Origin of the sequence: Roseibium sp. FZY0029 (assembly GCF_036350355.1) — a bacterium.
Classification (GTDB): Bacteria; Pseudomonadota; Alphaproteobacteria; order Rhizobiales; family Stappiaceae; genus Roseibium.
The window spans coordinates 185,857-198,059 of record NZ_JAZDVZ010000007.1 but is presented as its reverse complement, the minus strand read 5'-3'; the positions used below and the strand labels follow the sequence as shown (position 1 = coordinate 198,059).

Here is a 12,203-nt window from a genome sequence, read left to right as displayed (position 1 = left end):
TTGATTTCGATTAAGCGCCGAGCTTTGCCTTGGCAGCTGCGACGACGGCATCCGCCGTGATACCGAAATGTTCATAGAGCTCCTTGTAGGGAGCGCTGGCGCCGAAACCGGTCATGCCGACAAAGATGCCATCGGACCCGATAAAGTGGTCCCAGCCCATGCGGATGCCGGCTTCGACCGCAATCTTGACCGGGCTGTTGCCGATGACGGCGGCCTTGTAGTCGTCGGACTGAGCTTCGAACAGTTCGAACGACGGCACGGAAACCACGCGCACGGCGATCCCGGCCGCGCTCATGTCCTTGTGCGCATCAACCGCGATCTCGACTTCAGAGCCGGTCGCAAAGATCGTGACGGCCGCGTCCTCGTCGCTGTCGATGAGCACATAGGCGCCCCTGGCGCAGAGGTTGTCTTCCTCATAGCTCTTGCGCAGCGACGGCAGGTTCTGACGGGTCAGGGCCAGGACCGACGGTCCGTCGCGATTTTCCAGCGAAAGCTGCCAGCACTCGAGCGTCTCGGTGATGTCGGCCGGACGGAAGAACGTCAGGTTCGGGATCGCGCGCAGGGCGGCGAAATGTTCCACCGGCTGGTGGGTCGGACCATCTTCGCCAAGACCAATGGAATCATGGGTCATGACATGAATGACCCGCTGGCCCATGAGCGCTGCGAGGCGGATCGACGGACGGCAGTAATCGGAGAAGATCAGGAAGCCGCCGGAATAGGGGATCAGGCCGCCATGCAGAGCCATACCGTTCATGGCCGCTGCCATACCGTGCTCGCGAATGCCGTAGTGAATGTAACGGCCGGAGAAATCGTCCGGGGTAACCGGAACGGTCTGCGAGGTCTTGGTGTTGTTGGAACCGGTCAGGTCGGCAGAGCCGCCGATGGTTTCCGGCACAACTTCGTTGATGACGGTCAGGACAGCTTCAGACGCCTTGCGGGTTGCCATGGTCGGCTGTTCGTCGGCGAGCTTTTTCTTGTAGTCCTGAACGGCCTTGCTGAAGCCGGCCGGCAGATCGCCGCGGTTGCGGCGCTCGAATTCGGCGCGGGTCTCGGCATCTGCCTCGGCAAAACGCTTCTGCCAGTCCTTGTGAGCCTGGGCGGAACGCAGGCCGGCAATGCGCCAGGCGTCCAGAATGTCGCTCGGAACTTCAAAGGCTGCATGCGGCCAGTTGAGCGCTGCGCGGGTGAGGGAAATCTCCTCGGCACCAAGCGGCGAGCCGTGAACCTTTGCAGTGCCGGACTTGTTCGGTGCCCCGAAGCCGATGGTGGTCTTGGCTGCGATCAGAGTCGGGCGGTCGCTGGCCTGGGCCTGGCGGATGGCCGCGGAAATGGCGATCGGATCGTGACCGTCAACACTGAGCGTGTTCCAGCCCGAAGCGGCGAAGCGGGCCTGCTGATCGGTGGAATCGGTGATGTCGACCTTGCCGTCGATGGAAATGCCATTGTTGTCCCAGATGACGATCAGCTTGTTGAGCTTCAGGTGGCCTGCAAGCGTCAGGGCTTCCTGGCTGATGCCTTCCATGAGGCAGCCGTCGCCGGCCAGCACATAGGTGTAGTGATCGACAAGATCTTCACCGAAGCGGGTGGACTGCAGGCGCTCGGCAATTGCCATGCCGACAGCATTGCCCAGACCCTGGCCCAGCGGGCCGGTGGTGGTCTCGATGCCGGCGCCGTGGCCGTATTCCGGGTGGCCGGCGGTGCGCGCACCGAGCTGGCGGAAATTCTTCAGCTCGTCGAGAGAGAAATCTTCGTAGCCGAGCAAATACAGCAGGCTGTAAAGCAGCATGGAGCCGTGACCGGCGGACAGAACGAAGCGGTCGCGGTCGGCCCAGTTCGGGGCAGTCGGATCGAATTTCAGGAATTCGGTGAAAAGAACTGTCGCGATATCCGCAGCGCCCATCGGCAGGCCTGGGTGACCGGAATTAGCCTTTTCCACGGCATCGATGGCAAGAAAGCGGATCGCATTTGCCATGCGCTGGTGTTTATCAAGATCGGTCATCGTCGTCCCGTTGCTTGCTTTGGAGCCCCCCTTGGCCGCAGCAGGGAGCCCGGCAAGGTTGTTCTGAGGTGCGTTGGTCAAGTTTTAACTTTCGTCAATCTCGAACAAGCGCCAGACAAATATCAGGAACCGCACCCGAGTCAATAAAGCTGCTTTGGGTCTTTGGCGGGCATTGCAGCGGAAGAATTTTTTCGACCGCGCGTTATAGAGTTGAGGATTCTGCCAATGCTGGCATTGACTGAGAGAAGTTGCGGTGCCTAAGCTCGGCGCTCTAACAAAGATTTGCTTTTTCGCCGTGAAACGTGCTTTGCCGCGCATTGACTGAAATGCCCGTAATTTGAGCAGCAAGTCCAGGGTCGAAAGCGCCAAATCTCCAGTCTGACCTTTGAAGGAATGGGCGGACCGCCACAGAAGAACGATTGGGACGACGTAATTAATGGCGGATGTCGACTGCATGGAAAAGACCAGCCTGGCCGATGCGGTAAAGCGTCTGGACAAAGCCGTCGGTAGTCTCGAAGCGGCTGTCCAGCGGCGCCTTGACGCAGACAGGTCGCTGAATGCCTTGCAGGACGATCTGCAGCGGCTCGGTGAAGACCGCTCCCAATTGGCAGCCTCACTCGATGAAAGCGAAGCCCGGGCTTCGCGGCTGGAAGAAGCCAACCGGGATGTGTCCCGGCGGCTCGTCTCGGCGATGGAAACCATTCGCAGCGTGCTCGACGCGCACGGAGGCTAGGCGCAAATGGCTCAAATCACTGTTACCATCAACGGCAAATCCTTCCGCATGGCCTGCGACGACGGTGAGGAAGAACGTCTGATGGGTCTCGCTGCGCGCTTCGACGGCTGGATCAACGACCTGCGAGGTGCCTTTGGCGAAATCGGCGACCAGCGCCTGACGGTGATGGCCGGCATCATGGCCGCCGACCAGCTTTCGGAGCTGGAGCGCAAGGTCGCCCGGCTTGAAGAGCAACTGGCCGACGCCAGGAAACAGCAAGTGGCCGCGCTCGACAACATGAGCCAGAACGAAGAAGAGCTGTCTCGGGCGGTCAACACCGCTGCCGCACGCATCGAAAGCCTTGCGGACGGCCTGTCCAAGAGTTTGCGAAACCAGGACAACGCCTGAAGCGATTTGCCGATCTGGCGGCATTGTCCTGGCGGGCAATCCGTCTTTTCTCATCGCTACTCGAAACATTCACAGCCACAGCACCTCCGGACAAGCGCGTCGCAAATCCCGTAGCTACCCGTTTTCAGAGCGTCGACATTGCGCGGGACGTCTCGAGGACACATTGGCTGCGTCAGCAAGTTGTGCGGCGAGCAGGCCCCGGGTCTCACTACGTTCGCCCGGGGTGACGGCGGAGCGTTTCAGAAACTTCGTTTGTGATGAAATTCATGCCGCACTGGTAATTGCGGCTGCACCGGACTATATGCGGTACTTGCGGCTGCCCGATACGTCAGGAACATTATCCCCGGGGCCTTACGCATTCCCTTGGGAGCTGTCCCTGCGCTGGGCCGTGGTCCGTTGCATACGGCGCCCACCTACATAGTAGGTTTCCCGGGATTGCAAATCCAACGGTCGGGCGGCTGCGCGTTCGTTTTTCGGACGCGGGCCGATTTATTTCAGTTCGAGGCCCTATGACCGACCTTTCCACTATCGCTGCCGAAAAAGACAAGCTCCGCAAGGATGTGCTGGCCCGCCGCAAGGCGATGCCGGTGGTCGAGCGGATCGAACTCAGCCTCCAGCTCTCCGATCATGCCGAGGACCTGCCTTTGCCTGCAGGGGCTGTGGTGGCCGGGTTCTGGCCGATCCGGGATGAAATTGATCCGCGCCCGCTGATGGATCGCCTACGCCAGCTTGGGCATCCTTTGTGTCTGCCCGTGATGACCGGCCCGAGCCTTATCTTCCGACGCCTGGAACGGGATACGGAGCTGGTCTCTGCCGGGTTCGGCACGTCGGAACCGGGTCCCTCGTCCGAAGAGGTGCGGCCGGACGTTCTTCTGATGCCGCTGGCCGGCTTTGACGGCAGGGGCACGCGCATCGGCTACGGCAAGGCTTTTTACGACACGACAATTGCGAAGCTGCAACAGTCCGGCCCCCTTTTGTGCATCGGGCTTGCGTTTTCCGTACAGGAGGTTGACCACGTCCCTTCTGAAGCGCATGACAAGCCGTTGAATGGAATTCTGACCGAGCAGGGGTACCGGGCGTTCGGGTGACGGCGAACTTGTAAGCCGGAAGCAGGCCGCCCAGTGAGGATATATGCGTATTCTGTTTCTGGGCGATCTCGTTGGCCGCGTGGGCCGGACCGCCGTCATTGAGCAATTGCCGGAGCTTGTGGAAAGCAACCGGCTCGATTTCGTGATCGTTAACGGCGAGAACGCCGCGTCCGGGTTCGGCATAACAGAAACGATCCTGCAGGATGTTCTGGATGCCGGGGCCGACGTTGTGACAACCGGCAACCACGTCTGGGACCAGCGCGACACGCTCGTCTATATCGAACGGCAGGACAGGCTGCTTCGCCCGGTGAATTATCCCTCCGGCACGCCGGGGCGCGGCGCGCATCTGTTCACAGCCAGAAACGGCGCGCGGGTGATGGTCGCCAACGTGATGGGGCGCGTCTATATGGACGCGCTGGACGATCCCTTCGCCGCCATCGACAATGTCATCAACGGGTGTCCGCTGGGCGATGTGGCCGATGCGATCATCGTTGACATGCATGCCGAGGCCACCAGCGAGAAACAGGCCATGGGCCATTTTCTGGATGGGCGGGTCAGCCTCGTCGTCGGCACCCACACCCATGTGCCGACAGCCGATCATCAGATCCTGGAAAACGGAACGGCCTATATGTCGGACGCCGGCATGTGCGGGGCATATGACAGCGTGCTGGGCATGGACAAGGAAGAGCCGGTCAACAGGTTCCAGCGCAAGATTCCAAGCTCCCGGTTCACGCCGGCAACCGGCGATGCCACGATTTGCGGCGTTGCCATCGAGACCGACGATCGCACCGGACTTGCCGAGCAAATCGCACCGCTCAGGATCGGCGGCCGACTGGAACCGGTGATCCCGTCCTTCTGGCCGAATGGGGGCTGAGCAGCAGCGAGAATTTCTCTGCGCTGGATTTTCCGGGGCAAGTTGCCTATAAGCGGCGCAGTTTTCACTGACATCACCTGTAAAGAACCGAGAAGAGCCATGGCAGGCCATTCAAAATTCAAGAACATCATGCACCGCAAGGGACGCCAGGACGCGGCCCGCTCCAAGATGTTCTCCAAGCTGTCCAAGGAAATCACCGTTGCCGCGAAGATGGGCGACCCGGATCCGGATTCCAACCCGCGCCTTCGCCTTGCCGTCCAGAACGCCAAGGCCCAGTCCATGCCGAAGGAAAACATCCAGCGGGCGATCAACAAGTCCCAGTCCGGTGACGACGACAACTACGAAGAAGTCCGTTACGAAGGCTATGGCCCGGCGGGCGTTGCCGTGGTCGTCGAGGCCCTGACCGACAACCGCAACCGCTCCGCGTCCAACATCCGCTCCTATTTCACCAAATGCGGCGGCTCGCTTGGGGAAACGGGGTCGGTGTCCTTCATGTTCGACCGGGTTGGCGAGATCATCTACAAGCCGGAAGTCGGGGAAGCCGACGCGGTTCTGGAAGCTGCGATCGAAGCTGGTGCGGAAGACGTCCAGTCCGACGAGAGCGGCCACACCATCTACACCGCCTTCGAGGATCTGAACGACGTTTCCGCCGCTCTGGAGAAGGCGCTGGGTGAAGCGGATTCGACCAAGATCATCTGGAAGCCGCAGAACCTGACACCGGTCAATGCGGACAAGGCTCAGACCATGATGAAACTGATCGACATGCTGGAAGATGACGACGACGTTCAGAACGTCTACTCCAACTTCGATGTCGACGAAGAAACCATGGCCTCGCTGGCATCCTGAGGTCTTCAGGACAGCAATTTGAAAACCCCGGTCTTGCCGGGGTTTTTTGTTTTTGAGAACGGGAATGTGATGGTCTGGTCCGTGCCGAGCATACCCCCGCCCTCTCGACAAGGGCGGGGGTGCAGGGGCCGTTCAAAAAGGAAATCGATCGCATGTTCAATATCTTCGAGCTGACACAGCAAGACCCGAAAACCTTGCAGGAACGGGCGCTGAAGCTGGCGGAAGAGGCCGGGGAACTGGCGCAGGCAGTGCTTTCGGCCACCAACGCGCCAGGCAGTGAATACAAGAAGCAGACACTTGCAGACGTGCGCGAAGAAGCCGCCGATGCTGCCATTGTGGCTCTCAGCGTCCTTGCGCAGGCGTCTTCAGGCAAGGAACAGTTCGAGGCAGAACTCAACCGGCTGATGGCGGCAAAATGCGGCAAGTGGCAGGAGAAGCTTCAGGAAAAGTCCGCGGGTTAATAGGGCTTGCGCTGAGATTCGCCGACTGTTTTACCAACTTCATGACCTGAAACAGGACGGGTTTAGTCATTTTAGACCTCTTCCTGAGACAGCGCTTCGCGCTTCCTCAGGATGAGGCTGTCTGGGGCGCGGAAACGTTTCAACGGCGGGGCGGTCTAGCGGAACAACGGGTCGAGCAGCGGCATGCTTGAAAGGGCGGCGAGGGCGATCAGGCCGTAGGCGAGCTTGCGGTAGAGGGCGGGGTCGGCACGCTTGAAGCCGTTGGAACCGAGGTAGATGGCAAGGGCATAGACGGGGATTGCCATTATCAGGAGTTGGAACACTTCCAGCGTGAAGAAGCCATTGAAGATGTAGGCAATGAAGGTGCCGATGCTCGCCAGCGCGAAAAAGACAATCAGGTTGGCGCGCACGACAGCGGGTTCCCTGGCGCTCGACAGCCAGAAGGCCACCACCGGTGGGCCGGAGACCTGCGAGATGCCGCCGAGCACACCGGCAACCGCGCCGACACCGAGCGAGACCGGTCTGGAGGGTTTGCGCTCATAGCGCCAGCCGGAGACCAGCAGCAGAAGAAGTCCGGTGACGATTGCGAAGATCGTCCAGCGCAGAACCAGCACGTCCGCATTGGCCAGCAGCCAGGCACCAACATGGACGAAGAGCACCGCGCCCACGACGGCTGGAAGCACCGTTGCCCAGTTGCACAGCCTTAGTGCCCTGACCACCAGCGGCAGCGCGACGATGCCGTCGATGAACAGAAAGGTGGCGGCCGCGGTCGACGGCAGCATGACGCTGGCCGCGACCGGCATGAAGATCATTCCTGCGCCAAACCCGGCAAACCCGCGCACGCAACCGGCCACGAACAGGACGGCAGCGAGAAACACCAGTAGGCCAGGCGGAAAGGAATTGAAGATGTCGGCCATGGGTACTCGCTGGACGGACGGGATCGGAAACGGTCAGGCCCGGACCAGGCGGGCCTGTGCGGGAGGGGCCTGCCGGTGGCGGCTAGGCCTGCTGACACGCGTTTAGAGGTGTTTTTGACAGGCATTCCGGTGGTAAGCCGCGCTTTGTCTGGCGTCAACGGGGAAGTTTTGTTACCGATTTGTTCCATGACACACGCGATTCGTTTGCTGGGCATCGACCCGGGGCTGCGGCGTACCGGCTGGGGCATGATCGAGGCGACGGGAAATCGCCTGTCCTTCATCGCTTCCGGCACGGTGACCTCCGACAACAAGAAGAGCCTGGCAGAGCGCCTGGTGGAGTTGCATGACGGCCTTAGTGACGTTGTGCGCCGGCACGATCCGGCGGAAGCCGCGGTCGAGCATACGTTCGTCAACAAGGATGCGGGTGCGACGCTGAAACTGGGGCAGGCACGCGGGATCGCGCTGCTGGTGCCTTCGCTCGCCGGGCTTCCAGTCGCCGAATATGCGCCGAACCTCGTCAAGAAGACCGTAGTTGGCACCGGGCACGCGGAAAAGGAACAGATCCGGGCCATGGTCAAGATCCTGATGCCGCGGGCGACCTTCAATTCGGACGACGCTGCCGATGCGCTGGCCATTGCCATCTGTCACGCACAGCATCGCTCCAACAGCACAGCGCGGCTTGCCGCCATGGGGGCAATATGATCGGTAAGCTGAAGGGCACCATCGACAGCTATGGCGAGGATCACGTGATCCTGGATGTGCATGGCGTGGGCTATCAGGTTCACTGTCCGTCTCGCATTCTGCAGGGCCTGCCGCGGGCGGGGGAGGCGGCTGTTCTGTTTATCGAGACGATCGTCCGCGAAGACATGATCCGTCTTTACGGTTTCGGGATCGAGGCGGAGCGCGAATGGTTCCGCATCCTGATGACGGTTCAGGGGGTCGGGGCCAAGGTGGCGCTCGGCATTCTGGGTATCCTGAAGGCAAGTGAAGTCGCCAACGCGATTGCGCTTGGTGACAAGGCGGTGATCTCGCGGGCGCCGGGCGTCGGCAAGCGCGTTGCCGAACGCATCATCTCCGAACTCAAGGAGAAGGCGCCGGGCCTTGCCACTGTGGACCAGGGCACCATTGCGGTGTCGCAGACCGTTGCCGACAACGTGGCCGCGCGGCCGGTGGCAGAGGCGGTGTCGGCGCTGACCAATCTGGGCTATGCGCAGGCGCAGGCAAGCGGGGCGGTCGCCAAGGCCCTGCAGTCCGCCGGCGAGGGCGCAACAACCGAAACGCTGATCCGTCTGGGTCTGAAGGAATTGGCCGGATGATCGCCGTGACCTATGGCATCATTGCCGTTGTGTTCGTGGTTCTGGGGATCGGCGGTAACATGTATCTCGATCACCGTTTCAGTGCTTCGGTGGGAGACCGTCCGTTTACCGTCAACGGACGCCGTGTGGAGTCGGACGATCCGTTTGTCCTGCGCCAGTTCAAGAAATTCTATGCGCTCCGGGTGGGCTATTCCCTGGCTCTTCTGGTGCTGCTGTTTGTGGTCGTAAGCCATGTCGGATGACACTCGCATCGTGACGCCGGAAATCCGGGGAGACGAAATCGATTCAACCATGCGCCCGCAGGTGCTGGACGATTTTGTCGGCCAGGCCCAGGCGCGCGCCAATCTGAAGGTGTTCATCGGTGCGGCGAAGGCCCGTGGAGAAGCGTTGGACCATGTGTTGTTCGTCGGGCCTCCCGGCCTCGGTAAAACGACACTTGCCCAGATCATGGCACGCGAGCTCGGCGTCAATTTCCGGGCGACCTCCGGACCGGTCATTGCCAAGGCGGGTGATCTCGCGGCCCTTCTGACCAATCTTGAGGAACGCGACGTGCTCTTCATCGACGAGATCCACCGTCTCAATCCGGCGGTCGAGGAAGTGCTTTATCCGGCGATGGAGGATTTCCAGCTCGACCTGATCATCGGCGAGGGTCCGGCGGCACGTTCGGTCAAGATCGATCTGGCGAAGTTCACGCTCGTTGCGGCAACCACGCGTCTTGGCCTGCTGACGACCCCGCTGCGCGACCGCTTCGGTATCCCGGTGCGGCTGCAGTTCTATACGGTTCCTGAGCTGGAGCATATCGTCAAGCGCGGCGCGTCCATCCTCGGCATCGGCATGGTTGAAGAGGGGGCACGCGAGATTGCCAAGCGCTCCCGCGGAACGCCGCGCATTGCCGGACGACTGCTGCGCCGTGTGCGCGATTTTGCCATCGTGGCCGGTGTCGAGCGGGTGGACAGGGAGCTGGCCGACAGGGCCCTGCTTCAGCTCGAAGTCGACGGCGCCGGGCTCGACAGTCTCGACCGGCGGTATCTCAGCCAGATCGCCGTCAACTTCGGTGGCGGGCCTGTCGGCATCGAGACCATCGCAGCAGCGCTTTCCGAGCCTCGTGATGCGATCGAGGAAATCGTGGAACCCTATCTCATCCAGAACGGGTTTTTGCAGCGGACGCCGCGAGGCCGAATCCTGACGCCGATGGCGTTCGAACACCTGGGTCTTGCCGCACCCTCCAGGCCGGATGCGCCGCAGCTCGGGCTTTTCTCGGAACCTGAGTAGGTTACGTAGTATTTATAAGAAAAACGCCGTCTTTTTCATCTGTATCTGCATACCGATTAAGCATTTATTCGCGAATGCTGCCGTACCTTCCCGTTAACTATGTGGGGGAATCCATGCGGAAACGGCTTTCATCTAAACTGGCTCTAATGTTCCTGGCAGGCGCACTGACCATGTGCGTTGCAATTGTCACGGTCACGTCGACCATTTCACGGGACGTCGCAAACGGCCAGGCGGATGCCGGTCTGCAAAGCGCGACCCGCGCCAAGCAGAAGGTAATCGAGCTGTCTCTTGGGCAGGTGCGGGACAGCGCGGCGTTCTTCTCCACGCTGGAAGGTGCCAAAGACAGCCTGATGAAGACCATGGTCGGGTGGAAGAACCTGAAGGATGGGCAGAAAAACGCCGAAGAGAGCCAGAAGGAGGGGCCGAAGGAGCTTCTCCGGAGGATCTTTGTCACCGACAATCCGCACCCTGAAGGTGAGCGGCACCTCCTGGTGGAACCGGAAGAGTCCAACTACTACGTCAACAACCACAAGGTCGTTCATCCGATCTACCAGGAACTTGTTGATCAAGGCCTGTTCTCCGATGCTGCGCTGGCCAATCCGGAAGGGTTCATCACCTATTCCTATCGCAAGGGACCGGAATTCGCTTTCCACGTGGAGGATGCCGAAATCCAAGGGCATCCGGTGCAGATCGCTATGAGCAAGCTGTTCGAGGCGTCGAAAAACGAAACGCTTGCTGCCGGGCAAATCTATTCTTCGGGCTTCGTCACGGCGGATGACGGTACCGTTTCGGAAGTTCTTGCCGTGCCGGTGTTCTACCTCGACCGGTTTTTCGGCGCGATTGCGTTCACGGCCAACATGGAGCATCTGGCCGAGCTGCTGAACGAGAAGACGGGTCTTGGCGACAGCGAGCGGATTTTTCTGGCCGATTCGGACGGCAAGCTGGTTCAACTCGACGAGCGTGGCCATGCCAGCGCCGTTCACAAGCTTTCCGATATCAAGGTGGATGACCGGCTGATCCGCCTGGACGATGGCGACTATCGCTTTGCGGAAGCCAGCAACACCTTTGTCGGTTCCCCCTTTGGCGTTGTTGATGCCGTCAAGCAGACGGAACTGTCAGCGGCGGCCGACCGCATCACCTATGGGGCGATCATTTCCGGGTTCCTGTGTCTGGTGCCGATTGTCGGTCTGATCTGGTGGGTCACACGACGTATGTTCGCTCCGTTGGAGCGTCTCTCTGCGGCTGCACGCCAGATTGCCGACGGTGATCTGGAAGTGGCTATCGAAGCCACCGAGCGTCAGGACGAAATCGGCCGCATGGCACGCTGCATCGAGGTCTTCAAGGACAACTCTCTGGAACGCGAGCGCCTGGCGTCGGAGCGCAAGGTTGGCCATATCGCCCGCGAAAAGCGAGAAAAGACGATCGACTCGCTGATTGCCGCCTTCCGGGCGGAATCCCAGGCTGTTCTCGAGCTGGTGGAAACGAACATCGCCCGGGTGGAGGAAGTGTCCTCCGCGCTCAGCGAGCGCTCCGCTGCCGCATCGGGTCAGGGCCAGGCCGCCGTGTCGACTTCGGAAAACGCCTCCTCCAACGTGCAGGCGGTTGCCTCCGCGACCGAGGAACTCAACGCGTCGATTTCGGAAATCTCGCGTCAGGTCGAAACCACGGCAGACATCGTGGCCCAGACAACAACGGCCGCGCAAAGCTCCAATACCAAGATCTCCGGGCTTGCGGAAGCGGCCAACAAGATTGGCGATGTCGTGTCGCTGATTTCCGAGATCGCCGAGCAGACCAACCTGCTCGCGCTCAATGCGACCATCGAGGCCGCGCGTGCAGGTGACGCCGGAAAGGGTTTTGCCGTCGTTGCGTCGGAAGTGAAGTCGCTTGCGGGCCAGACCGCTAAGGCAACGGAAGAAATCTCGGCGCAGATCGCGGCGATCCAGGCATCGACTACCGAAGCGGTGGAAGAGATCGCCCGGGTGTCGGAATCCGTCGAGGAGGTCAATTCCTACACGACCACGATTTCGGACGCCGTGCAGCAGCAGGGGGCTGCCACCAGCGAAATATCCAGGAACGTCGCGGAAGCCGCGGAAGGCACGCGCAGCGTGGCGGACACGGTGGCCTCACTCAACGAAGGGGTTGCGGAAAACTCCGAAGCGGTGGGCGACATGCTGAACGCGACCATCGAGATGAAACAGCAGGCGGAACAGCTGCGCCGGTCCGTCGAGAAATTCCTCTCCGAGGTTGCCGCTGCATAAGACAGGGCTTACCTTCAGTCGACACAGGAGCCTCCCGGCCTGCCGGGAGGCT

General features: G+C 60.9%; 13 protein-coding genes and 1 other RNA gene. 12 read left to right on the top strand and 2 right to left on the bottom strand.

Annotated features, from left to right (window positions below):
• Positions 1 to 10 precede the first annotated feature (10 nt).
• Entirely contained in the window at positions 11 to 1,999 is a 1,989-nt protein-coding gene (tkt, locus tag V1T76_RS20500; RefSeq protein ID WP_330562532.1) for a transketolase, read from the bottom strand.
• Positions 2,000 to 2,453: 454 nt separating this feature from the next.
• Between tkt and V1T76_RS20495 the strand changes: the two genes are divergently transcribed.
• The 7 genes from V1T76_RS20495 to V1T76_RS20465 all read left to right on the top strand — a co-directional run bounded on the left by V1T76_RS20495 (position 2,454) and on the right by V1T76_RS20465 (position 6,388).
• Positions 2,454 to 2,732 (top strand): DUF4164 domain-containing protein, encoded by a 279-nt coding sequence (locus tag V1T76_RS20495; RefSeq protein WP_162854994.1) that lies wholly within the window; start codon positions 2,454 to 2,456, stop codon positions 2,730 to 2,732.
• 6 nt (positions 2,733 to 2,738) lie between these two features.
• Positions 2,739 to 3,119: a cell division protein ZapA gene (locus V1T76_RS20490; RefSeq protein WP_330562530.1), complete on the top strand. Its 381-nt coding sequence runs from the start codon at positions 2,739 to 2,741 to the stop codon at positions 3,117 to 3,119.
• A 310-nt stretch (positions 3,120 to 3,429) separates the two neighbouring features.
• A non-coding RNA gene (gene ssrS / locus V1T76_RS20485) (6S RNA) lies at positions 3,430 to 3,584 on the top strand.
• Positions 3,585 to 3,628: 44 nt separating this feature from the next.
• A complete protein-coding gene (locus V1T76_RS20480) occupies positions 3,629 to 4,207 on the top strand; it encodes a 5-formyltetrahydrofolate cyclo-ligase (RefSeq protein WP_330562529.1) in 579 nt (192 codons plus the stop codon).
• Positions 4,208 to 4,250: 43 nt separating this feature from the next.
• Positions 4,251 to 5,081 (top strand): TIGR00282 family metallophosphoesterase, encoded by an 831-nt coding sequence (locus V1T76_RS20475; protein WP_006932108.1) that lies wholly within the window; start codon positions 4,251 to 4,253, stop codon positions 5,079 to 5,081.
• 99 nt (positions 5,082 to 5,180) lie between these two features.
• Positions 5,181 to 5,927: a YebC/PmpR family DNA-binding transcriptional regulator gene (locus V1T76_RS20470; protein ID WP_330562527.1), complete on the top strand. Its 747-nt coding sequence runs from the start codon at positions 5,181 to 5,183 to the stop codon at positions 5,925 to 5,927.
• A gap of 152 nt (positions 5,928 to 6,079) precedes the next feature.
• Positions 6,080 to 6,388, top strand: coding sequence for a MazG-like family protein (locus V1T76_RS20465; RefSeq protein WP_330562526.1), 309 nt, complete (start codon positions 6,080 to 6,082; stop codon positions 6,386 to 6,388).
• A 155-nt stretch (positions 6,389 to 6,543) separates the two neighbouring features.
• Here the strand turns inward: V1T76_RS20465 and V1T76_RS20460 are convergent, their stop codons facing one another.
• Positions 6,544 to 7,305, bottom strand: a complete 762-nt coding sequence (locus tag V1T76_RS20460) for a sulfite exporter TauE/SafE family protein (protein WP_330562525.1) — start codon at positions 7,303 to 7,305, stop codon at positions 6,544 to 6,546.
• A gap of 186 nt (positions 7,306 to 7,491) precedes the next feature.
• Here V1T76_RS20460 and ruvC point away from each other — a divergent pair, with 186 nt between their 5' ends.
• From ruvC to V1T76_RS20435, 5 genes are all read left to right on the top strand, one after another.
• Positions 7,492 to 8,007: a crossover junction endodeoxyribonuclease RuvC gene (gene ruvC, locus V1T76_RS20455; protein ID WP_330562524.1), complete on the top strand. Its 516-nt coding sequence runs from the start codon at positions 7,492 to 7,494 to the stop codon at positions 8,005 to 8,007.
• Positions 8,004 to 8,621 carry a Holliday junction branch migration protein RuvA gene (gene ruvA, locus V1T76_RS20450; RefSeq protein ID WP_330562523.1) on the top strand — a complete coding sequence of 206 codons (618 nt, stop codon included), beginning with the start codon at positions 8,004 to 8,006 and terminating at the stop codon, positions 8,619 to 8,621. The genes ruvC and ruvA overlap by 4 nt, the downstream gene beginning before the upstream one ends.
• The gene (locus tag V1T76_RS20445; RefSeq protein WP_330562522.1) at positions 8,618 to 8,863 is read left to right on the top strand and encodes an endonuclease; all 246 of its coding nucleotides are present in this window, start codon (positions 8,618 to 8,620) and stop codon (positions 8,861 to 8,863) included. The genes ruvA and V1T76_RS20445 overlap by 4 nt, the downstream gene beginning before the upstream one ends.
• Positions 8,853 to 9,893 carry a Holliday junction branch migration DNA helicase RuvB gene (gene ruvB / locus V1T76_RS20440; RefSeq protein ID WP_330562521.1) on the top strand — a complete coding sequence of 347 codons (1,041 nt, stop codon included), beginning with the start codon at positions 8,853 to 8,855 and terminating at the stop codon, positions 9,891 to 9,893. The genes V1T76_RS20445 and ruvB overlap by 11 nt, the downstream gene beginning before the upstream one ends.
• 170 nt (positions 9,894 to 10,063) lie before the next feature.
• On the top strand, positions 10,064 to 12,151 hold the full coding sequence (locus tag V1T76_RS20435) for a methyl-accepting chemotaxis protein (RefSeq protein WP_330562520.1): 2,088 nt from the start codon (positions 10,064 to 10,066) through the stop codon (positions 12,149 to 12,151).
• Positions 12,152 to 12,203: the final 52 nt, after the last annotated feature.